This is a genomic window from Streptomyces sp. NPDC001450 (genome assembly GCF_053597295.1).
This window is the reverse complement of sequence record NZ_JBSFHY010000037.1, coordinates 41,161-62,963: the sequence shown is the minus strand read 5'-3', so window position 1 is coordinate 62,963 and position 21,803 is coordinate 41,161. Positions and strand designations below refer to the sequence as shown.

Annotated in this window: 19 protein-coding genes; 2 read left to right on the top strand and 17 right to left on the bottom strand. The window is 71.5% G+C overall.

The features are described 5' to 3' along the window. Nucleotides 1–59 precede the first annotated feature (59 nt). From ACWC5O_RS33230 to ACWC5O_RS33185, 10 genes are all read right to left on the bottom strand, one after another. A complete protein-coding gene (locus tag ACWC5O_RS33230; protein WP_450590627.1) occupies nucleotides 60–521 on the bottom strand; it encodes a hypothetical protein in 462 nt (153 codons plus the stop codon). A 53-nt stretch (nucleotides 522–574) separates the two neighbouring features. Continuing rightward, a complete protein-coding gene (locus tag ACWC5O_RS33225; RefSeq protein WP_450590628.1) occupies nucleotides 575–1,240 on the bottom strand; it encodes a response regulator in 666 nt (221 codons plus the stop codon). Beyond that, nucleotides 1,237–2,592: a sensor histidine kinase gene (locus ACWC5O_RS33220; RefSeq protein WP_450590629.1), complete on the bottom strand. Its 1,356-nt coding sequence runs from the start codon at nucleotides 2,590–2,592 to the stop codon at nucleotides 1,237–1,239. Before ACWC5O_RS33220 ends, ACWC5O_RS33225 begins: the two co-directional genes overlap by 4 nt. Nucleotides 2,593–2,711: 119 nt before the next feature. Then, on the bottom strand, nucleotides 2,712–3,392 hold the full coding sequence (locus ACWC5O_RS33215) for a response regulator (RefSeq protein WP_450590630.1): 681 nt from the start codon (nucleotides 3,390–3,392) through the stop codon (nucleotides 2,712–2,714). Further along, complete coding sequence (locus ACWC5O_RS33210; RefSeq protein WP_450590631.1) at nucleotides 3,389–5,062, bottom strand: sensor histidine kinase; 1,674 nt, start codon at nucleotides 5,060–5,062, stop codon at nucleotides 3,389–3,391. The genes ACWC5O_RS33215 and ACWC5O_RS33210 overlap by 4 nt, the downstream gene beginning before the upstream one ends. Nucleotides 5,063–5,072: 10 nt before the next feature. Beyond that, nucleotides 5,073–6,287, bottom strand: coding sequence for an acyltransferase family protein (locus tag ACWC5O_RS33205; RefSeq protein ID WP_450590632.1), 1,215 nt, complete (start codon nucleotides 6,285–6,287; stop codon nucleotides 5,073–5,075). After that, the gene (locus ACWC5O_RS33200; RefSeq protein WP_450590633.1) at nucleotides 6,280–7,182 is read right to left on the bottom strand and encodes an alpha/beta hydrolase; all 903 of its coding nucleotides are present in this window, start codon (nucleotides 7,180–7,182) and stop codon (nucleotides 6,280–6,282) included. Before ACWC5O_RS33200 ends, ACWC5O_RS33205 begins: the two co-directional genes overlap by 8 nt. 354 nt (nucleotides 7,183–7,536) lie before the next feature. Beyond that, a complete protein-coding gene (locus ACWC5O_RS33195; RefSeq protein ID WP_450590634.1) occupies nucleotides 7,537–8,445 on the bottom strand; it encodes an alpha/beta hydrolase in 909 nt (302 codons plus the stop codon). Between the two features lie 196 nt (nucleotides 8,446–8,641). Next, nucleotides 8,642–9,826 carry a kynureninase gene (kynU, locus tag ACWC5O_RS33190; protein ID WP_450590635.1) on the bottom strand — a complete coding sequence of 395 codons (1,185 nt, stop codon included), beginning with the start codon at nucleotides 9,824–9,826 and terminating at the stop codon, nucleotides 8,642–8,644. After that, nucleotides 9,819–10,667 (bottom strand): tryptophan 2,3-dioxygenase family protein, encoded by an 849-nt coding sequence (locus tag ACWC5O_RS33185; protein WP_450590636.1) that lies wholly within the window; start codon nucleotides 10,665–10,667, stop codon nucleotides 9,819–9,821. Before ACWC5O_RS33185 ends, kynU begins: the two co-directional genes overlap by 8 nt. A gap of 425 nt (nucleotides 10,668–11,092) precedes the next feature. On the opposite strand from ACWC5O_RS33185, the gene ACWC5O_RS33180 reads away from it, so the two are divergent. Continuing rightward, nucleotides 11,093–12,802, top strand: a complete 1,710-nt coding sequence (locus ACWC5O_RS33180; RefSeq protein WP_450590637.1) for a SpoIIE family protein phosphatase — start codon at nucleotides 11,093–11,095, stop codon at nucleotides 12,800–12,802. A gap of 53 nt (nucleotides 12,803–12,855) precedes the next feature. Here ACWC5O_RS33180 and ACWC5O_RS33175 read toward each other — a convergent pair whose 3' ends face one another. Further along, nucleotides 12,856–14,304: a recombinase family protein gene (locus ACWC5O_RS33175; protein ID WP_450590638.1), complete on the bottom strand. Its 1,449-nt coding sequence runs from the start codon at nucleotides 14,302–14,304 to the stop codon at nucleotides 12,856–12,858. Nucleotides 14,305–14,426: 122 nt separating this feature from the next. On the opposite strand from ACWC5O_RS33175, the gene ACWC5O_RS33170 reads away from it, so the two are divergent. Further along, nucleotides 14,427–14,846, top strand: a complete 420-nt coding sequence (locus ACWC5O_RS33170) for a DUF3151 domain-containing protein (protein ID WP_450590639.1) — start codon at nucleotides 14,427–14,429, stop codon at nucleotides 14,844–14,846. Nucleotides 14,847–14,940: 94 nt separating this feature from the next. Here ACWC5O_RS33170 and ACWC5O_RS33165 read toward each other — a convergent pair whose 3' ends face one another. From ACWC5O_RS33165 to ACWC5O_RS33140, 6 genes are all read right to left on the bottom strand, one after another. Beyond that, a complete protein-coding gene (locus ACWC5O_RS33165; RefSeq protein WP_450590640.1) occupies nucleotides 14,941–16,428 on the bottom strand; it encodes an MFS transporter in 1,488 nt (495 codons plus the stop codon). A 66-nt stretch (nucleotides 16,429–16,494) separates the two neighbouring features. Beyond that, the gene (gene fbaA, locus ACWC5O_RS33160; protein WP_450590641.1) at nucleotides 16,495–17,517 is read right to left on the bottom strand and encodes a class II fructose-bisphosphate aldolase; all 1,023 of its coding nucleotides are present in this window, start codon (nucleotides 17,515–17,517) and stop codon (nucleotides 16,495–16,497) included. A gap of 144 nt (nucleotides 17,518–17,661) precedes the next feature. Continuing rightward, nucleotides 17,662–18,210 (bottom strand): orotate phosphoribosyltransferase, encoded by a 549-nt coding sequence (gene pyrE, locus ACWC5O_RS33155; RefSeq protein WP_145886215.1) that lies wholly within the window; start codon nucleotides 18,208–18,210, stop codon nucleotides 17,662–17,664. 10 nt (nucleotides 18,211–18,220) lie between these two features. Next, complete coding sequence (locus ACWC5O_RS33150; RefSeq protein WP_450590642.1) at nucleotides 18,221–19,027, bottom strand: aldose epimerase family protein; 807 nt, start codon at nucleotides 19,025–19,027, stop codon at nucleotides 18,221–18,223. A 196-nt stretch (nucleotides 19,028–19,223) separates the two neighbouring features. Further along, the gene (locus tag ACWC5O_RS33145; protein ID WP_450590643.1) at nucleotides 19,224–20,042 is read right to left on the bottom strand and encodes an SRPBCC family protein; all 819 of its coding nucleotides are present in this window, start codon (nucleotides 20,040–20,042) and stop codon (nucleotides 19,224–19,226) included. A 58-nt stretch (nucleotides 20,043–20,100) separates the two neighbouring features. Further along, nucleotides 20,101–21,741, bottom strand: a complete 1,641-nt coding sequence (locus tag ACWC5O_RS33140; RefSeq protein WP_450590644.1) for a polyamine aminopropyltransferase — start codon at nucleotides 21,739–21,741, stop codon at nucleotides 20,101–20,103. Between the last annotated feature and the right edge of the window lie 62 nt (nucleotides 21,742–21,803).

Sequence of the window (21,803 nt, the reverse complement as noted above, 5' to 3'; positions counted from 1 at the left end):
GGGGACGCTAACGCGTCGGACCGGCGTCTGAACAGGGTCTTCGCCCTGCGGCTGTCCACTCAGATCTGGTTGTCGACCAGGACGTAGTCGTAATGGATCGGGTCGCCCTCTTCGTCCGTCGGGTACTCGTAGCTGCTCTGGTTCGCGAAGATCACCTTCAGCTCCGGCAGGGCGTCGAAGCCCAGGTCGTTCTCGTCGAAGACATGGCCCCGTTCCGCGAGCTGTTCGAAGAGGTCCTCGCTCGGGGTGCGGAAGACGTCGAGGCCGTCGAGCAGCACCCGCACGTCGGCGTCCTCGTTCCGGAACCGGAACAGCTCCACATCGCTCAGCGCGCCCTTGGTGAACCCGAGCACGACGCTCAGCCGGGACGCGTCGTGCGTGAGCGTGATCTGTCCCGGGTCCGGGTCACTCGCGACGGTTCGGAAAAGCCCCCACTCCTGGACGGTGCCACGTGCTTCCTCGACCGACATGCCGAGCCGGAACGGCCCTACGCCGACGTGCGGCCGGATCTCGATGTCCATGTGTACTCCTTGCTGGTCGGTGTTCGGTGCAGCCGGGTCCTCTCGTAGGTCCGTCAGCCCGGTGTCACCAGCCGCGCCTCGTACGCGAACACAGCCGCCTGGGTGCGGTCGCGCAGCCCCAGCTTCACCAGGATCCGGCTCACATGGGTCTTGATCGTCGACTCCGCCACCACCAGCCGCTCGGCGATCTCCACGTTCGACAGGCCCTGCGCGATCAGGACCAGCACCTCCGTCTCCCGCTCCGTCAGCTCCCCGTACGCCGCCTGCGCCGACGGCATCATGCGCGGCGTCTCCGACAGCCGGGAGAACTCCGTGATCAGCCGCTTGGTCACCGAGGGGGCGAGCAGCGCCTCCCCGGAGGCCACCACCCGGACCCCGTCGGCGAGCTGGCGGGCCGAGGCGTCCTTGAGGAGGAAGCCGGAGGCTCCCGCACGCAGCGCCTGGTACACGTACTCGTCCAGGTCGAACGTGGTCAGTACCAGCACCTTCGCCGTGTCGTCCGCCGCGACGATCTCCCGCGTCGCCTCGATGCCGTTCAGCTCCGGCATGCGGATGTCCATCAGCACCACGTCCGGCGCGAGTTCCCGCACCCGCTCGACCGCCTGGCGACCGTTGACGGCCTCGCCGACGACCTCGATGTCCGGCATCGCGTTCAGCAGGACCGAGAAGCCCTCGCGCACCATCATCTGGTCGTCCGCGATCAGTACGCGGATCGTCATGCCTCACCCTCGCTCGCGGTGTCCGCCGCCGGCACCGGCAGGAACACGGTCACCTCATGTCCTCCGTCGGCCGTCGGGCCCGTCGTCATCTCCCCGTTCAGCATCGAGACACGCTCCCGCATCCCCGTGATGCCGTGCCCGGCGCCCGGCGAGGGCTTGAGCAGAGCCGAAGCGGGCGGCGGGCCGTTGACTATGCGCAGGCCCAGGCCACCGAGCACGTACCCGATCTCGACCCGGGCACCCGCCCCCGGAGCGTGGCGCAGCGTGTTGCTCAGCGCCTCCTGCACGATCCGGTACGCCGACAGCTCCACGCCCTGCGGCATTTCCCGCACCGCGCCGGTCACCGCCTTCTCCACCTCCAGTCCGGCCTCCCGCACGTTGGCGAGCAGCCCGTCCAGGTCGGCGAGGGTGGGCTGCGGGGCGTCCGGCGCCTCGTAGTCCTCCGCGCGGACCACGCCCAAGACCCGGCGCAGCTCGGTCAGGGCCGCCACCGCGTTCTCCCGGATGGTGGCGAACGCCTTCTCCAGCTCCGGCGGCGGGTTCTCCACCCGGTAGGGCGCCGCCTCCGCCTGGATGGCGACCACCGACATGTGGTGGGCGACCACGTCGTGCAGTTCGCGGGCGATGGTCGTGCGCTCCTCCAGCAGCGTGCGCCGCGAACGCTCGACCGCGGTCACCGTCTGCTGGGCGGTCACCTCCTGCTGGGCCTGGCTGCGTATCTGGCGGACGGAGACGATGAGCAGGATCAGCGCGGAGAAGATCAGCATCGGGCCGACGTTGGTGTCGTAGTGGTTCCAGCCGAAGCCGCTCTCGGCGACGAAGCCGTAGGCCGCGGTCAGCACCCACATCCAGGCCGCCGTGCGCGGGCGGGTGCGCAGCGCGACGACCGTGAGCACCACCAGGTGGGACAGGAAGTTTCCCGGCAGCCACGGCCAGTCGCTCCAGCCGCTGCCTATCAGGGCGGCGGTGGCCGTGGTCGCGGCGAGCGAGAACCAGAACGCTCCCACCGGACGCGCCAGGGTCAGCAGGACCGGACCCAGGGCCAGCAGCGCGCACAGCAGCGGCAGCAGTCCGGAGCCGGCCGTGCTCGCCACGGCGAGGAACATCGCCAGCACGCCGAGGACGACCACGAGCGCGTGCCGTGTCCAGGCCGCGTACTCCTTCATCCGGCCGCCGCGGCGGGCGAGCCGGCCGTCGGCGTCCCTGCGGGGCAGCGGGCGGTAGGCGAAGGCGTCGTGGAACAAGTCCTGCCGCAGCCCGCGCAGGGCGTCCGCGGCGAGCCGGAACTCCGGGCTGCGCGGCCTCTCGGCCCCGCCCGGCGGTGTCGGCTGGGTGTGCGTCGTCTCGGTCACGTGGGAAACGGTAGGCCCCGGGCGGGGTGGCGGTCGTCCCCTCGGAGGCGGGTCCTCGGGGATCCTTCTCAGGTACTACAGGTAGGGGGCGGGACGGTACCCAAGGGTGCCGGGCGGGGTCAGCGGCCGCCGGGGCGGACCAGGCCGGACTCGTAGGCGAAGATCGCCGCCTGGGTCCGGTCACGCAGGCCCAGCTTCACCAGGATGCGGCCGACGTGGGTCTTCACGGTCTGCTCGGCGACGACCAGGTGCTCGGCGATCTCGGCGTTCGACAGCCCCTGCGCGATCAGTGCCAGCACCTCCGTCTCGCGCTCCGTCAGGTCGCCCACGCGCTGTTTGAGCGGGGCCCGGGGCGAGCCGTCCAGCCGGGAGAACTCGGCGATCAGGCGGCGGGTGATGCCCGGGGCGAGCAGCGCGTCCCCGGCCGCCACCACGCGCACCGCCTCGGCGAGCTGGTCGGCGGAGGCGTCCTTGAGCAGGAACCCGGAGGCCCCGGCGCGCAGCGCGTCGTACACGTACTCGTCCAGGTCGAAGGTGGTGAGGACCAGGACCTTGACGCCCGGGTGGTCGGCGGTGATGCGGTCGGTCGCCTCGATGCCGCCGAGTTCGGGCATCCGGATGTCCATCAGGACCACGTCCGGGGTCAGTTCGGCGGCCTTGGCGATCGCGTCGCGTCCGTGCACCGCCTGTCCGACCACCTCGATGTCGGGCTTGGTGTTGAGCAGCACGGTGAAGCCCTGCCGGACCATCTGCTGGTCGTCGGCGATGAGTACGCGGATGGTGCCGGCGCCGCTCGTCATGGGGTCGCTTCTCCTGTCGGGGGCTGGGGGTGGTGCGGGTCGTCGTCGGACCGGGGCGGGAAGTAGATCTCGGGACGGGGAAAGTCCGGGCGCAGGGGCCGGGGCGGGCGGCGGGTGCCCGTCTTGGGGAGGAACGCCGTCACCATGAAGCCGCCGTGCAGGTTCGGGGTCGCGGTGAGGTGCCCGCCGAGCATCGCCGCGCGCTCCCGCATGCCGAGCAGGCCGTGGCCGGAGCCCTGGGAGGGCTGGACCGGGCGGCGGGGACGGGAGTTGGTCACGCACAGGAAGATGCCGTCGGACTGATGGTCGACCTCCACCCGGACCCTTGAACCCGGGGCGTGCCGCAGGGCGTTGCTGAGCGCCTCCTGGACGATCCTGTACGCCGACAGCTCCACACCCTGTGGATAGGCGCGGGACGTGCCGCGGTGGTCGACGACGACGTCCAGACCGGCCGCCCTGGTGTTCTCGATCAGGGCGCCCAGACGGGCGAGGTTCGGTTGCGGGGCGTCGGGGGCGGGGCCCGTGCCGGGTGCCGTCAGCCGGTACGGGTCCTCGGTCGCCTCGGGGTCGTCGGGGGACTCGGAGCGCAGGACGCCGAGGACACGGCGCAGCTCGGTGAGGGCCTCCAGGGCGTTGTTGCGGATCCCGGCGAGGTTCTCCTTCAGCTCCTCCGAAGGGTTCTCCACCAGGTGGGGGGCCACCTGGGCCTGGATGGAGATCACCGACATGTGGTGGGCGACCACGTCGTGCAGCTCGCGGGCGATACGGCTGCGCTCCTCCAGGAGGGTACGGCGGGCACGTTCCTCCGCGGTGATCGTCGTCTGCTCGATCAGCTGGGTGCGGGCCTCGCTGCGGCCGCGCAGGGCGGTGCCGACGAGGACGGAGACGGCGAAGAGGGCTACCGCTGTGACGCCGGTCGAGGAGTAGTGCTGGGCGCCGATCAGGCCTTGCAGGACGTAGGTCGACAGGGTCGTCACTGCCAGGGCGGCGAGGGTCAGGCGTATGCGGACGCGCAGGGCGAGGAGGAGGAGCACGGCCATGTGGGCGAGCAGAGTGGGCGTGGTCCAGGGCCAGTTGGGGCCGGGGGTGGGGGCCGGCTCCAGGTGGGGGCGGGCCAGCAGTGCGGTGAGGGTGGCGGCGGTGAGGGAAAGGATCCAGGCGGGGGTGGGGTGCCGCAGGGCCAGGACGACGGCGGTGGCCTGGAGGGAGGCGGTGAGGAGGGCCACGGCTGTGGTGAGGCCGTAGGAGATCTGCAGTTCGTCGCCGCCGGCCAGGGCGATGCCGAGGGCTGTGTAGGCGGTGAGGAGATAGGTGAGGAGGCGGAGCCAGCGGTACTTGGAGAAGGGGGGTGAGTGGGGGGAGGGGGTTTCTCCCAGCCAGGTGCGTAGGCGGGACCTGCGGGGTGCGGTTTCGGGTGCGGGCGCGGGCGCGTTGTGGGGCACCCGGCCTTCGGCCGGGTTTGGGTTCCCACCCGCACCACCCGTGCGGCTGTCGATGTCGGGTCCGGGTGGCCCTGGTGGGGCGGAAGCGCCGTCGGCGGGTGCGAGGAGTGGGTGGAGGGTGCGGGCTTCGGCGTCGGGTGCGGGTGACCCCTGTGGGGCGGAAGCGCCGTCGGCGGCCGCTGGTTGGCCCTGGGGGGCTGAGTTGCCGTTGGGGGCCTCTGCGGTCACTTGGCCAACTTTAGGCATTGTGTGGGGTCTTTGCTCGGGGCGCGTGGTGGTGGACCAGGCGGGACGGGCGGTTTCGGGGGCGGCGGGGGCCCTGTTCGTGGTGGCGGAACGTCAGCCAGAAGAGGGCCAGGGTCAGCGCGAAGAGGGGGAGGTAGGCGAGGCGGGCGGCCACCCAGGTGAGGGAGTCGGGGCGGGTGTGCAGGCCGGGGAGGCGGCCGGCCAGGAGGGCGGCGGCTGTCGTGGTCATCAGGGCCGTCTGGTGCCAGAGGAAGATCGTCATCGCTGAGAGGTTGGTCAGGGTGACTGCCGACCAGGCGAGGGGGCGGGTCATTGCTCGGTGCAGGCGGTCTCGGAGAAGCAGCGCCAGGCCGCACTGGGCCAGGCCGAAGGTGACGGCCGCCAGGGTTGGGGGGTTGAGGTTGGAGGTCGGCGTGCCGGGGACTCCGACCATGGAGGCCGGGTAGCCCGCCCAGATGATCAGGACCGCCGTCGCCGTCGTACCGGATATGAGCAGGACCCAGGCTGCTCGGCGGCTCTCCAGTTCGCCTCGGGTCCAGGCCGCGCCCAGGGTGTACGGGACCAGCCAGCCCGCCGCCAGGTTCACCCAGCCGAGCCAGGACGGGCCGACGTGCAGGCCGAAGCGCAGGACGTCCACGTGCAGGACGACGGCCAGGGGCCAGAGGGGGTTGAGGCGGGTGAGGAGAGGCGTCGCGGCCGTCAGGGCTGCGAAGACCAGGAGGAACCAGAGGGGGGACAGGGCGAGTTTGAGGAGGGTGTGGAGGGTGGGGAGCGGGGCGCCGGTGAGGAGGAGGGCGAGTGCGGCCACCGTCCACAGGGCAAGCAGGGCTGCCACTGGGCGGAGGAGGCGGGTGAGGCGGGCGCGGAGCCAGTCGCGGTACGTCGTGCCTCGGGCCTGTGCCGAGGCCAGGCTGCGGGTCGCCACATGGCCGCCCACCAGGAAGAACACCGCCAGGGTCTGGAAGACCCAGGAGACCGGGGCCAGCCAGGGCATGTGCTGCAGCGGGCTCGCCGTGTGCAGGCCGCCGTCCTGCGCGACCAGTGCCGTGACCAGCCAGTGGCCGAGGACGACACCGAGGATCGCGAAGGCGCGCAGGGCGTCCACGGCTCGGTCCCGGGAGGCGGGTGTGGCGGCGTCCACGCGGTGGGCGCCCTGACGGATCGCGTGCAGCGCGCGGCGCGGAGCGCGCGGGGTCGGCTCAGCCACGGGTCACCTCCGAGGTCTCGCCGAGGGTGATGCGGGCCAGGTTGGCGAGGGAGACCGAGCCCGGGGTGAAGTAGCCGCTGTGGTCGGCGTCGGCGGCGTCGAAGACCCGGGCGCCAAAGGCGCGGGAGACGGGGTCGGTGCCGAAGCCGACGGTGGCGAGGAGGAGGTCGGCGCGGACGTGGGGTACGTGCGCCACCCAGTCCCCGCTGCCACGGGCCGCCCAGACTCGGGCGCGGATGTGCAGGCCGGCGACGGTGTCCGCGGCTGTGCCGGGGCTGCCGAGCAGGACCATGTCGTCCACGGGGAGGGCGGGGGCGGAGCGGGCGCAGACGACTGAGCCGTAGGAGTGGCAGAGGAGGGAGACGTGGGTGTGGCGGGTGGGGGTGAGGGTACGCAACTGGCTTATGAAGGCGCGGAGTTGAGGGGCCGCCTGGTCGGCTCGGGTGGTGGTCGTGACCGTGGTGCCGACTGTGGCGGGGGTCTTGTAGCCGAGCCAGGCGATGACTGCTGTGCGGGGGTTGGCGCGGTGCGCTTCCTGGTAGAGGGCCGCTGCGGTCCTGTGGAAGCGGGCGTAGGTGTCGAGGGTGGTGTCGGAGCCGGGGACCAGGACGGCGATGTGGTCTGCGCGGGTCGGGTCGCCGAGGACTTCTACGGCCTGGCCCGAGCCTCTGCCGTCGAAGGTGAGGAGGTTGCGAGTGGCGAGGGTTCGGTCGGCTGCGGCTCGGTGGAGGTCGCCGTGGGCGGCGGCCATGTCGGCTGCGCGGGTGGCGTTCTCGCGGTTCGCCTTGTAGGTCGACTGGAGGGTGGCTGCGGTGGGGGTGGGGAGCGTGGGAGGGGTGGGGGCCGGGATCTGGGGGTGGGCGGCTGCGGAGAGGGCTGCGACTGTGGCGGCCATGAGGAGGGCCTGGCGCCAGATGCGGTGCGATCTCGGGTGCGGGTGCGGGTGCGTGGGTGGGCACCCGGCCTTCGGCCGGGTCTGGGTTGCCACCCGCACCACCCGTGCAGCTTCCGTCGTCGAGTGCGAGTGGCCCTCGTGGGGCGGATTCGCCGTCGGCGGCTGCGGGTTGTCCGTTTGGAGCGGCAGCGGCGGTGTCTGCCCCATGGTTCGGTCCCTCCCGGAGTGCCCGGCCATCGGGCTTGTCCGAGAAGGAAGTTAGGAATCGGGGGGTGTCGTCGGCGTCCCGCCAGGGAGCTGTCCTGCGAGGTAGCTCTCAGGTACTACGGGTATGACGGGGGCAGAAGCCGGGGATTACCAGGCCAGTTGGGCGATCTCCTCCGCCACCACCGCGCACGCGTCCGCCGCCGGGTCGATCAGCGGGAAGTGGCCCACGTCCTCCAGCAGCGTCAGGCCCACCACCTCGCCCGCCTTCGCCGCCGCGTCCGCGTAGGACTCGGCCACCGCCTGCGGCACGTCGAGGTCCGCACGGCCCTGGACCAGTGTCGTCGCGATGCCCGTCGGGAGCAGAAGCGCGGGGTCGGCGTACGGTCGGCGCTCGGCGAAGCTGTCCTGGCCGCCGAGGAGTTGCAGGGCGGCGTTGCCGCACACGTCCAGCTTCTCCGCCATCGCGAAGTCCGCGATCGGGGCGAGGGCGACCACGCCCCGCAGCGGGGCCGGGCGGTCCGTGCGCCAGGGGGCGTCGGCGGGCAGGACGTGACGGGCCGCCGCCCACAGGGCGAGGTGGCCGCCCGCCGAGTGGCCGGTGAGGACCATGCGGCGGGGGTCGGCCTGCGGGAGTGCCCCGTGGACCAGGGAGGGGAGGACGTCCATGGCGGCGGCCACGTCGTCGAAGGTGTCGGGCCAGCGGCCGGCCAGGGGGCTGGCCGGGGCTCCGGTGCCAGGTCCGGATCCCGTGTTCTGTGCCGGGATCCGGGGGTCGCCGCCGCGCCGGTACTCCACGTTGGCCACGGCGAAACCCTTACGGGCCAGGTAGTCCACGAAGGGGGTGACGTGGCGGCGGTCGTAGGGGGCGCGCCAGGCCCCGCCGTGCAGGACGACGACCAGGGGGGCGAGGGTCACGTCGGTCCGCGGGGCGTAGAAGTCGATCACCTGGTCGGGGTGGTCGCCGTATACGGCGGTGACGTCGGGGTCGACCGGGGGGTGCGAGAAGGCCGACTCCTCTTCGGCGGCGGCGCGGGCTGCGGCGGCGTCGTCCGGCATGCTCCAACCTCTCAGCGACGATGGGGGTGCCTCCCAGGCCTTCGGCACTGGGGGGAGGGTTTGGCGGACCAGGCGGCGATTCTTCGTCGACCGTTGGCGGGGACGGTATCAGGCCGGTGACGTGCGCGGACATGGGGTTGTCACGCACGGTGAGGGCGGGGCGCAATCGCACCCCGCCCCAGTTGCCTCGACTCGCCTAGCCGAGCACCTCCCCCAGCACCCGCGCGGCCCGCTCCGTCTCGGCGAAGCTCACGTACAGCGGACTGAAGCCGAAGCGGAGGACGTCGGGGTTGCGGAAGTCGCCGACCACGCCCCGGTCGATGAGCTGCTTCATCACGTCGCCCGCGTCGGGGCAGCGCAGGGCGATCTGGCTGCCGCGTTCCTCGTGGAGGTCCGGGGTCACGGAGGTGACCCGGCCCGGCTCGGTGTACGCCGCGACGCACTCCAGGAAGAAGTCCGTCAGGGCCAGCGACTTGGCGCGGACCGCGGTGACGGAGGCCTCGTCCCAGACCTCCAGGGCCGCCTCCAGGGCCAGCATGGACAGGATGTCCGGGGTGCCGACGCGGCCGCGCAGGGCGCCCGGCGCCGGGTCGTAGGACTGGCTCATGCCGAACGGCTCGGCGTGCGAGTTCCAGCCGGGCAGCGGGGAGTCGAAGCGGTCCTGCAGGTCGCGGCGGACGTAGAGGAACGCGGGCGAACCCGGGCCGCCGTTCAGGTACTTGTAGGTGCAGCCGACCGCCAGGTCGACCCCGTGCTCGTCCAGGCCCACCGGCAGCGCGCCCGCGCTGTGGCACAGGTCCCAGACCGCGAGCGCGCCGGACGCGTGGATCGCGGCGGTCAGCGACGGCAGGTCGTGCAGCCGGCCGCTGCGGTAGTCGACGTGGTTCAGCAGCACCACCGCCGTACGGTCGCCCAGCGCCGAGGGCACCTCCGCGGGGGGCACCGGGCGCAGGGTGCGGCCGGTCAGGCGGGCCGCCGACTCGGCGATGTAGCCGTCCGTGGGGAACGTCGTCGCGTCGACCAGGATCTCGTCGCGGGCCGGGTCCGCCATGCGGACCGCCGCCACAAGTGCCTTGAAGACGTTGACGCTTGTGGAGTCGCCCACCACGATCTGGCCCGGCGCAGCGCCGACCAGCGGGGCGATGCGGTCACCGATCCGCTCGGGGGCCGTCCACCAGCCGCTCTCGTCCCAGGAGCGGATGCGCAGCTCGCCCCACTGCCGGCGGACGACGTCCTCGATCCGGGCCGGCACGTTCGCCGGCAGGGCGCCGAGGGAGTTTCCGTCCAGGTAGACAACGTCGTCGAGGACGAAACGGGAGCGCAGCGGGGCCAGCTCGTCAGCCGCGTCCAGCTTCTTCGCGCGCAGAGACAGCTCAGACATGGGACCTCGCCGTCCACAGCTCCGGGAACACGTTCTTGCCGGCCCGCTTCTCCAGCCAGGCCACGCCCGCGGAGCCGCCCGTGCCGGGCTTGGCGCCCATCGCGCGGCGGGTGGCGACCAGGTGGTCGTTGCGCCAGCGCCAGACCAGTTCGGCGACGTCGGACAGCGCCTCGCCGAGGCGGGCGAGTTCGGCGTTCTGGTCGCCGGAGTAGATCTCCGTCCAGGCCGCCTCGACGGCGTCGGAGGTCTCGTAGCGCTGGGCGACGTCCCGGTGCAGGACGGACTCGGGGATCGCGTGGCCGCGGCGCGCGAGGAGCCGTACGACCTCGTCGTACAGGCTCGGCTCGTGCAGCGCCTTCTCCAGTTCCGCGTGGACGCGCGGGGCGCCGCGGTGCGGGACGAGCATGGACGCGGACTTCTCGCCGAGCAGGAACTCCATGCGGCGGTACATCGCCGACTGGAAACCGGAGCCCTCGCCGAGGGCGGAGCGGTACGAGTTGAACTGGGCCGGGGTCAGCTGGCCGAGCGGCTTCCAGGAGGCGTTCAGGGCCTCCAGCTCCCGCACGGAACGCTTCAGCGCGGCGACGGCGGTCGGGACGTCGTCCGAGCGGAGGGCCATCGCGGCGGTCTCCCACTCGTGCACGATCACGGTGAACCACAGCTCCATGACCTGGGTGGTGACCAGGAAGACCATCTCTCCGGGGTCGTCGGAGAGGGTGTGCTGGAGGTGGGTGAGCACGTCCGCCCTGACGTAGTCCTCGTACGGCGTCGTGCCGGCGAAGTCGAGATGCGGGGTCTCGGGCTCAGCGGCCTCGGAAGAAGGGTGACCCTTTGGGGACATCGCTGTCTCCTGTTGTTACTCCGGGTAGCGGTCCGCCCCTGCCGATGCCGGCACGGGGGCCCCGGTCCCCAAGCGGAATCCTCCGCAATCCCACCGGATACGGCAAGGCCTGTCTGCTGCCAGACGGGCCACACCGGTCACTCCCGCAGCGGACGAGTGACTGCCGCCTCGGCCTTGCCTCGAAGAGCGGCGGGCTTCTCCGGTATGGAGTTGGGCCAGCTTGTCCTGAGCGCCGGCGAGGCTGACCTGCAATGGCTCACCCAGGTCGCGGAAGAGTCCTGTCGGCCGAGATGCGTCGCATCTGCCTCCCCCTCACGATGGAAAAGAGCCGTGCTTTGCCCGGACAGCAGGAGAAAACGGTGAATGCTGAACAACTCCCGCCGTCGTGGCTCTTTCCCCAGGGCCAGGTACATGCGCCGCCGAACATGGGGACCGACCCCTTCATACCGCTGGTCGACGGTACTCTGACCTCCTGTGAGTGCGGGTTACTGCGCGGGATCGTCGAGGGCACTTCCGCCCCCGTGGTCATCCTGGACCGCCATCTGCGCTACCTCTACGTGAACCCGGCGTGGACCCGCGTCACCGGCATTCCCGCCGCCACCTTCCTCGGCAAGACGTTCGGCGAGGTACTGCCGGATGTGCAGGCACCCGACGACGTGCTGATCGAGGTGTTCGCCGACGGCCAGCCCCGAGAAGTGACGCTCAACGGCACCACGCGTATCCCGTCCCCGGTCGGGCGCAGACTCTGGCGCGCGGTCTTTCACCGTCTTGAGGTGCAGGGGCATGTTGCCGGTGTGTGCGGTATCGGGGTAGAAGTCAGCAACCTGCGCCAGTACCTGGACGACCTTGAGAACGCCCATCAGCGGCTCGCCCTCCTGGATGCCGTGGCCACCCGGGTCGGCACCACCCTCGACGTTGAGGCCACCTGCGCCGAACTGGCCAACTTCCTCGCGCCGTCCCTTGCGGATGTCGCCGCGGTCGGGATCGTCGAGGAGGAGTTCTTCGGCGTGCCACCGCCGGCTCCCGGACTGCTTCGGCTGAGAAAGATGAAGCTGACGGCACCATCTGAGCTGCAACGGCACCTTCGCGAGTTCGGTGGGCCGGAACCTTACGTGGATCTTCCGCGCGGTTCGGTGACCCGGCGCTGCATCGAAAGCGGACGTCCGTGGCTTGGCAACCTGGCTTCCGACGAGCTTTTCCAGAAGATCACCCTGGATCCCGAACGCGTGAGGATATTCCGCTCGGCCGGCGTCCACTCGGTGCTCATCGTTCCGCTGCCCATGGCCGGGCGCTGCGTCGGCATCGTCCTTCTGATGCGGGTCGGAGTATCACCGCCGTTCGGCGACGACGACATCCTGACCGTGCAAGGCGTCGTCGCGCGGGCCGGTGCCGCCATCGACAGCGCCCACCGCTACAGCCACGAGCACACCATGACGCTGGAACTCCAGCGCGCCCTGTTGTCGGAGCCCGACAGCACACATCCCACCGTCGAGGTGGCCACGCGCTACCTGCCCTCGGGTCGCAGTGCCCTGGTCGGCGGGGATTGGTACGACTCCATCGCCCTCCCGGACCACCGCACGCTGCTGGTCATGGGCGATGTGATGGGACACGGCTTCCAAGCCGCGGTCGCCATGAGTCAATACCGCTCCGTCCTGCGCACCGTCGCCGCCGCCGGACTGCCCGTGGACGCCATGCTCACCGAAGCCGACCGCAGATCCGCACGCATCGGCCTCGACCGCGCCGCCACCTGCCTGCTCGTTCTCGTCGACCCCAAGGCCGGCACCTGCACCGCGGCCACGGCCGGACACCTGCCACCCCTGGTCATCCACCCGAACGGCAGCACCGGCTTGCTGCACCTCCCGGCCGGCCCTCCCATCGGTACGGAACTCGGCGACTACGAGATGACAACGTTCGCATTCGAGCCGGGCTCCGTACTGCTGCTCTACACGGACGGTCTCGTCGAACAGCGCGGCGTAGACATAGACGACTCCGTACGGTCCCTCGCCGAGATGGGACTGTCGGCAGACGATCCGCTGGACCACCTGCTCGACACGCTCCTGACCCAGCTGACCAGCGGCATCTGTGACGACGACATCGCGCTCCTCGCGGCACGACGACAGCAGGGTCCAGGGTGAGCGGGCCAGGCCCGTCCTGCGCTGGATGTTCGTCGCCCCACCAGCGGCCACCGTCACCTGAGCACTGGCTCGATGTCCGCCGGGTCGAAGATCCGCCCGTTGGAAGCGGGTTTGACGATGACGGCACGGAAGACCTTGAGGACAGCAGCGCGCCGCTGCTCGATCGTCAGTTTCTCCCACCGGTCCCGAATGTCGATGGGACCGACTTCAAAGGCCACGCCCTCGGCCCGGTGCAGGGCACGCTCTCGATGTAGCTCCGCGATCTGCTTCTCCAAGTCCTCGGTGAGCGCGATGTAGCGAGCGGCCGACATACGCCTTTCCTGCCACGCCTGCTTGAACTCGGCCATGTCCCGTTCCAGGGAGGTCAGTCGCCCCTCCTTGGTCCATTCCGGCGCACGCTCGCGCACCTGCGCCGACGCCTTGTCCGAACTGAGGAACACGGCGTTCCTGATGAGGCTGTCGACCGGTTCGCCGGCCCTGGCCACTCCCCCGCATCCCCCGTCGTTCTTGCCCGGGCACGCGTACCGGAACCGGGATGACGTCTTCGACTTCCGGTACGACGGGAAGGCCCGCATCTTCGCGCCGCATCGGCCACACCGAGCGATGCCGGAGAGCAGGTACTTGGTGGCGTAGTCCCGTGCGGTGCGCCCCTCCGACTCCTTCCGGACCTTCTCCATGAGCAGGTACCACTCGTCAGGGGTGACGATCGGCTCCCAGTCGCCGACGACAGGGGCGCCGTGCTCGTCCAGGAACAACTCCCCCTGGTGCATCCGGTAACCGCAGATCCGTGGGTTCATGAGCATCCGCTTGATCTTGGAGTCGTCGAAGACGCCACCACTGTGCGACCTGACCCCCTTGGCACGCCACGCTCGCGCGATGGACGCCCAGCGGACGCCGTCCAGGAAGTCCCTCACGGCCTTACGGAGGTTCTCCGCCTCTTCCGGTACCAGCGTCCTGCGATCCTCGCGGTTCCAGCCGTACGGTGCCCGGCCACCCGGGAGCTTGCCCTGCGTCGCGAGTTCCAGGTGCTTGCGTTTCGTACGCCGCGACGTGTCCGCCGATGACTTGTCGGCGATGGTGACCTTGATCCGCGCGATGAACCGGCCGTTCTCCGTGGAGAGGTCGATGTCCGACGCCGACACCGAGTCGAAGACGAGGCGGCGCTTGCGGCGCCCGGCGTCCTCGTACTCGTCGATCCACGCCTCCAGTTCGCGCGGCCGGCGCGTGAAGCGGTCGATGTCCCAGGCGACAACTCCGTCGATCCGCCCGGCCTTGAGGTCCTCCAGCATCTGACGGAACTCCGTGCGCACGGTCTTGCGCTTGTACGCCGAGAGGTCGTTGTCCTCGTAGACCCTGGCCACCTCCCAGCCCCTGGCAGCACAGCGCAGTCGGCAGTCCTCCTCCTGCCGCGCGACGCCCAGCCCTTCGGCCTCGTCGTCCTTGCTGATCCGGGTGTAGATGCCCACCTGTACAGCCCCGGAGGATCCCCGTCGTGCTGCCATGCGCCGGATCGTCGCACGTGGCGGACAGTTACATCAACCGCCATTCTCATTTGCCCTCGGACCACGGCCGATTCCCTGTGTGAACGCCCCGAACGCCTGGCCACAAGTGGCAGACTGGCGACATGACGACGCACAAGAACCTGCTCGGCGGCCCGGAGCCGACGTACCTGCCAGAGAACGAAGAGGCGTACCGCCTTCTGGGCGAGGAGTCCCTGTCACCGGCGGAGGTCGCGGCGAAGCACCCCACGTTCTCGCTCGCCTGGGCCCTGCTCGCCGATGACGCCTTCGAGGCGGGGCGAGTGGTCGAGTCATACGCGTACGCGCGCACCGGCTATCACCGCGGTCTGGACGCCCTGCGCCGGGCCGGATGGAAGGGACATGGCCCCATTCCTTGGGACCACCGGGCCAATCGCGGGTTCCTGCGCTGCCTCGCGGGACTCGCCCGCGCCGCCGGCGCGATCAACGAGAAGGACGAGACGGAGCGTTGCTGGCAGTTCCTTCAGGACAGCAGCGCCGAGGCGTACGCCGAGCTGAAGCGGTAGTCACCACGGCAGAAACGAGCTGTGCCGCCGTCCCTCAGCAGGAGGCGGCGGCACGCAGCGCACGATCACATGGGCACCCCTACGACCGGACGGCTCAGCCGACGGTGCCTGCAGCACCCTGGGGGCGCCCGGGCTCGTGCTCCGACTCCAGCGGTGGAGACGTGACGCAGCCGTGCCTCTTGCATTCGGGGTGGAGGCAGTTCGGAGGTGGGCGGCGGATCAAGGTGAAGGACAGGGTCGCGCCCAGGACCAGCACGCCCGCGCAGATCGGCATCGCGCGGTCGAACGCCGCGTCGAACGCGGCAGCGGACCGGTACGCCTCCGGGCCCATGCCCGCCAGAAGGGGGAGCGCGGCCACGGCCACCAGGCCCGCCGCCCGCGCCGCCGCGTTGTTGATGCCGCTGGCCAGGCCGGCCCGGGCGGTGTCGACGGAGGCGAGGACCGTGGCGGTCAGCGGGGCGACCAGGGTGACCAGACCCGTGCCCATCACGAGGAGGGGCGGGAGGACGTCCGTGAGGTAGTTCGCGCCGGGCCCCACCCGGAGCATCAGCAGCATCGCCGACGCGCACAGGAGAGGGCCGACGGTGAGCGGCAGACGCGGGCCCGTGCGGTCGGCCAGCGCGCCGGAGCGGGCCGAGAACAGAAGCATCATGGCCGTCGTGGGGAGCAGGGCCGTCCCGGCCTGCAGGGCGGAGTAGCCGGCCACCACCTGCAGCTGGAGCGCGGTGAGGAAGAAGAAGCCGCCGAAGGCCGCGTACACGCACAGCGTGACCAGGTTGACCGCCGTGAACTGGCGCGAGGCGAAGATGTCCGGCGGCAGCATGGGGTCGGGGCGGTGCCTCTCGACGTGGACGAAGGCGACGGCCGCGGCCACGCCCGCGACCGCGCTCAGCGTGGCGCCCAGGGAGCCGCTGGGGGCCTCGATGAGCGCGTACGTGAGCAGGGCGAGCGCCAGGGCGCCCAGGGTCGCGCCGAGGACGTCGAAGCGGCCGTGGGGGCGTGTGTCGGCCGACTCGGGGACATGGCGTACGGCGACGGGGACGCAGAGGAGGGCCAGCGGGACGTTGAGGAGGAACACCCAGCGCCAGCCGGGGCCGTCCACCAGCCAGCCGCCCAGGAACGGGCCGACGGCCGCGCCGATGCCGCCGAAGCCGGACCACAGGCCGACCGCCCGGCTCCGGTCGTCCGGGTGGAAGGAGGCCTGGATGAGGGCGAGGGAGCCGGGGGTGAGGAGCGCGCCGCCGACGCCCTGGAGGGCTCGGGCACCGATGAGGACCCCGGACGTGGGGGCCAGGCCGCACAGCAGGGACGCCGACGCGAACCAGACGACCCCCAGCACGAAGATCCTGCGGCGGCCGTAGCGGTCCCCGAGCGAGCCGCCCAGCAGGATCAGGCCGGCCAGCGTGACCATGTACGCGTTCACCGTCCACTGCAGGGCGGCGAGGCTCGCGCCGAGGTCACGGCCGATGGTCGGGAGCGCCACGTTGACGACGGTCGAGTCCAGCATGGCCATGCTGGAGCCGAGGACCGTGGTGAACAGGATCCACTTGCCCTGGGACGAGGCGATCCGGGCGCCGGGCATGCCTTCAGATATACAGCGGACCCGGTGCCGTGGCACCGGGTCCGCCGCAGACGTCGTCGGACGCGCTTACTTGATCTTGTTGCCCGCCGAGCGCAGGTTCTGCGTGGCCTCGAGGACACGGGCCGCCATGGACGCCTCGGCCAGCTTGCCCCAGGTGCGCGGGTCGTAGGCCTTCTTGTTGCCGACCTCGCCGTCGACCTTCAGGACGCCGTCGTAGTTCTGGAACATGTGAGCGGCGACCGGACGGGTGAAGGCGTACTGGGTGTCCGTGTCCAGGTTCATCTTCACGACGCCGTTCTCCAGCGCGGTCAGGATCTCCTGCTCGGTGGAGCCGGAGCCACCGTGGAAGACGAAGTCGAACGGGGACGCCTTGCCGAACTTGGCGGCGACGCCCTCGTTCAGCTCCTTCAGCAGCTCGGGACGGAGCACGACGTTGCCCGGCTTGTACACGCCGTGCACGTTGCCGAAGGAGGCGGCCAGCAGGTAGCGGCCCTTCTCGCCCAGGCCCAGGGCCTCGGCGGTGCGGATCGCGTCCTCGACCGTGGTGTACAGGGAGTCGTTGATCTCGTGGGAGACGCCGTCCTCCTCGCCACCGGTCGGGGTGATCTCCACCTCGAGGATGATGTTGGCGCGGCGGGCCTGCTCCAGCAGCTCCTGCGCGATGGCCAGGTTGTCGGCCAGGGTCTCGGCGGAGCCGTCCCACATGTGGGACTGGAACAGCGGGTTGCGGCCGGCCTTGACGCGCTCCTCGGAGATCGCGAGCAGCGGACGTACGTACCCGTCGAGCTTGTCCTTCGGGCAGTGGTCGGTGTGCAGCGCGATGTTGACCGGGTACTTCTCGGCGACGATGTGCGCGAACTCGGCGAGCGCGACCGCGCCGCTCACCATGTCCTTGCTGTACTGGCCGCCCAGGAACTCGGCGCCGCCCGTCGAGATCTGGACGATGCCGTCGCTCTCCGCCTCCGCGAAGCCGCGCAGTGCCGCGTGCAGGGTCTGGGTCGAGGTGACGTTGATGGCCGGGTAGGCGAACTTGCCTGCCTTCGCCCGGTCGAGCATCTCGTTGTAGACCTCGGGGGTTGCGATGGGCATCTGTCCGCTCCTTGGGTGTGCGGGTTGCGATCTGCGTACTACGGCCCTGACCTAGACCTTGGGGGCGACGTCATCGTCGCCCCCATCTTTCCAGACATGACGTGATGGTCGGCGCCCCGGTCAAGTCCAGGTCAAACCGGCGCGTCAGTCCAGACCCAGTTCATCCTTCGAGAAGGCGAAGACGTACGGCACCCCGGCCTGCTCGGCGATCGCCTCGGCCGCCCCGGTCGCCCGGTCCACGATCGTGGCGACGGCGACGACCTCCGCGCCGGCCTCGCGCAGCGCCTCCACGGCGGTCAGCACGGAGCCGCCGGTGGTGGAGGTGTCCTCGACGGCGAGGACGCGGCGGCCCTTGACCTCGGCGCCCTCGATCCGGCGCTGCAGGCCGTGCGCCTTGCCCGCCTTGCGGACCACGAAGGCGTCGAGGACCTTCCCGCGCGCGGCGGAGGCGTGCAGCATCGCGGTGGCCACCGGGTCGGCGCCCAGGGTCAGGCCGCCGACGGCCTCGAAGTCCAGCTCGGCGGTCAGGTCGAGCATGACCTGACCGACCAGCGGCGCGGCCTCGCCGTCCAGCGTGATCCGGCGAAGGTCGATGTAGTAGTCGGCTTCCTTGCCCGACGACAGGGTCACCTTGCCGTGCACCACGGCCTTGTCCTTGATCTGCTGCAGCAGCGCGCCACGTACGTCCGTCATGCCGAACAGCTTAGAGGCGCCGCCAGCTCCAGGTGGTCGTCGCCTCCAGCGGCTCCAGCGGGGTGACCAGGCGGGGCAGCGTGTTCAGGCCGTTGGGCGGGCCGGTCTGCGGCTCCACGCAGACGGCCTCCGCCTGCTCGTCGTAGACGACGACCCACTCCTCGCGGCTGGTCACCTTCAGCTCCAGCTGTCCGGGCCAGGTGAGGGTGACGTCGACGCCGCCGGGCATGCCGAAGCAGTCGTCCCAGGGACCGGGCTTCCGGTCGACGCGGTTGCCGGTGGGCAGGTGGTCGGCGCCGCGCTCCTCCTGCCAGGCGGGAGTGAAGTCCAGCCGGACGTCCGCGCCGACCGTACCGTCCTCGCCCTCGAGGCGTCGGTGGAACCAGGGGTGCCAGCCGATCTGCGCCGGGAAGGAGTCGTCGTACGCCTCCACGGACATCGTCAGCGTCAGGCTGTCCTCGGTCAGCGTGACGACGTGGGTGACGCGGCCGCGGTGCGGCCACGGGTCGGCCAGGTCGTGCGTGATGACGGCCTCGTGCGCGCCGACGCGGGCCGTGCGCCAGTCGCCGTCGCGCGCGGTGCCGTGGATGGCGTGCGGCGGCGCGTTCAGGGGCATCTGACGGACGGTGGCGCCGTCCAGGAAGCGGCCCTCACGGATCCGGCCGCACCAGGGCACCATCGGGAAGCAGCCGAAGCGCTCGCCCTGGCGCAGCAGCTCCACGCCGCCGATCCGGAGCCCACCGATACGGCCGCCGTTGCCGGGCCGCACGACCACTTCCGCGTCGCCCGCGGTCAGCGTGATGTCTTCGTTACTCACGGGACGACCCTACTGGGGCGTTCAAGGGGGCGTGCGCCGTCCGCGCGGTGCCAGGGTGGGGCCATGAAGTACCTGGTGCTGATGTACGCCGGCCCGGCGGCGACCGAGGCCATGACCGCCGAGCAGCGCGCCGAGGTGTTCCGCAGGCACGAAGCGCTCCACGGGGAGGCGCCGGATCGCTAGGCCCTGTCGGGCGCTAGCGGCGCTTGCGCAGGGCGCGGCCCAGGACGATCGCCGAGGCCAGGGCCAGGGCCGCCGCGGGGGCCGCCCAGCGCAGGGCCGGGTGACCGGCGACGGTCTGGGGGGCCGGTACGGGGGCGTAGCGGCCGCGCGGCGGGGCGTGGTCGACCTCCTCCGCGCTGCGGCCGATCATCGTGCGGCGCGCGTGCGCGGCCTCGGCGGGGGGCCCGCCCAGGTCGGCGAAGTCGTCGCTCAAGCGGTCCTCGGAGGTCGGGGCCTTGTCGGAGGTGGGGGTCTTGTATTCGTCCGCGTCGGTGTCCTCGGTGTCCTCGGTGTCCAACGAGGGTGGGGGCACCTCTGTGTCGAAGATCGAGGTGTGTTCCGGCTCGAACTCCGGCTCCGGTTCCTTCTCCTCGGGGGTCTCCGCCAGGCTCTCCACGAAACGGTTCAGCAGCCGGGTCACCGCCGAGGTGACCGCGTCCGCCGGCAGTTCCGTGATGCGGCCGTCCGCGTTCGCCGTGCCCTCGACCGTGACGGTGGTGCCGTCGTCGGTGTCGGTGAGGCGCAGGGTGAGGGCGACTACGGCGGCGCCGGTGCCGCGGGCTTCGGTGGCGTCGCCCTCGACCGCGTACGTGCCGTTCTCGCGGGGTGTGACGCGGAGTGCTCCGCGGTAGGTGACGGAGTGCCCGCCCACGCGCAACTTCAGGCGCCCGGCGACGGGTTCGGCGCCGGCGTCCTGCTGGAGTCCGGGGACCGCCCGCGCCACCCGTGCGGGGTCGGCAAGGGCTTCTCTGAGCCGCTCGGCCGGAACCGGGACGAAGACCTGGTGCTCCATGTCGGCTGAGCCTACCCAGGAGCGGGCGGAACGTACCCTCCCGTGAGCAGGTGCCCCGTCAATAACGCGGATGCACCAGCGTCGACGGCGGCAACCCCTCGATCCGCGTACCTTCCGCCGCCCGCGCGTCAGCCGTCAGGTCCGCCCGGGACAGGGTCCGTGGGTGCGGACCCCCCGCGCTCAGGGCCGGCCGAGGAGCCGAGCCCTCCGGCGCCGCCAGCAGGAACCCCCAGTCGTGCGGTGCCCGCGAGGCACCTGCCGAGCGGTCCGGGCCCGCCGGGAAGCCGGAGTCGTGGCCCAGGACGCGGTAGGGGGAGATGGCGAAGCCGGCTGCGCGGAGGGTCGACGCCACCGTCCAGAAGACGCGGGGGCGGGCCGTGACGGGGCCGGCGTGCACGACCAGGCGGCCGTCGGGGGCCAGGACGCGGCGGGTCAGGCCGTAGAACTCCTGTGAGTACAGCTTCGTGCTGGCCGTGATGCCGGGGTCGGGCAGGTCCGCGATCACGACGTCGTACGCCGGCCGCCGTGCCCCGCGCAGCCAGTTGAGCGCGTCCGCGGTCGTGACGTGGACGCGGGGGTCGTCGTAGGCGTGGCCGTTGAGCGCGGACAGGCCGGGGTCGCTGCGGGCCAGGCCGATCAGGCCGGAGTCGAGTTCGACGACGTCGACGCGGCGCACGCCGCCGTACCGCAGGACCTCGCGGGCGGCCAGGCCGTCGCCGCCGCCGAGGATCAGCACGCGCGCGTGCGGGCCGGCCATCGCGGGGTGGACGAGCGCCTCGTGGTAGCGGCGTTCGTCGCGGCCGCCGACCCGCAGCCGGCCGTCCAGGAAGAGGTCGAGGGGGCGGCCATGGGTGCCGCCGGCGAGGACGACCTCCTGCACGTCGGTCTGCAGGGCGACCCGGACGTCCTTGCCGTACACCGCGTGCCGGGCGGCCCGCTCGAACTCGTCGGCGAGGGCGGCGGCGGAGGCGAGCACGGCGAGGACGGCGAGGCCGACGAGCAGCAGGGTCCAGCGGGCGCGGCGGGTCAGGTCGCGGCGGAACAGGCCGAGGACCAGGGCGCCGCCCGCGACGACGTTGACGGTGCCGGTGAGCAGGGCGCCGGTCAACTGGCCCAGGAAGGGCAGGAGAAGGAAGGGGAAGGCGAGGCCGCCGACCAGTGCGCCGACGTAGTCCGCCGCGAACAGGTCGGCCACCGCGCCGCCCGCGTCCTGGCGGCGGATGCGCTGGATCAGCTCCATCAGCAGGGGGACCTCGGCGCCGACGAGCAGACCGATGGCGAGGGAGAAGGCGACCAGCAGACAGCGCGGGCCGTCGGCCCACACCCCGCCCCAGCCGCCGGTCCAGGCGAAGACGGCGTACAACGCCATCGCGCTGCAGCCGCCGACCAGGGCGAGGGCGGTCTCGATCGCGCCGAAGCCGGCGGCCGCGTGCCAGCGCAGCCGCTTGGCGACGAGGGAGCCGATGCCCATCGCGAAGACCATCACGGACAGCACGACGGACGCCTGGGTGACCGAGTCGCCGATCAAGTACGAGGCGAAGGCCACGAGTTCGAGTTCGTACACCAGTCCGCAGGCCGCGCAGACGAAGACGCACACGAGGACCAGAAACCGCCCGGTACCGGGCCGGACGGGCAGCCGTGCGGGGCCGGACTGCCAGGGCGAGGTACCCGGGCGGGCGGGGGCGTGCGGTTCGATCACGTTGCGACGTTACGTCACATGCTCGGTACGCTTCGTCACCCACACGTGTGGAACTCGGGGCG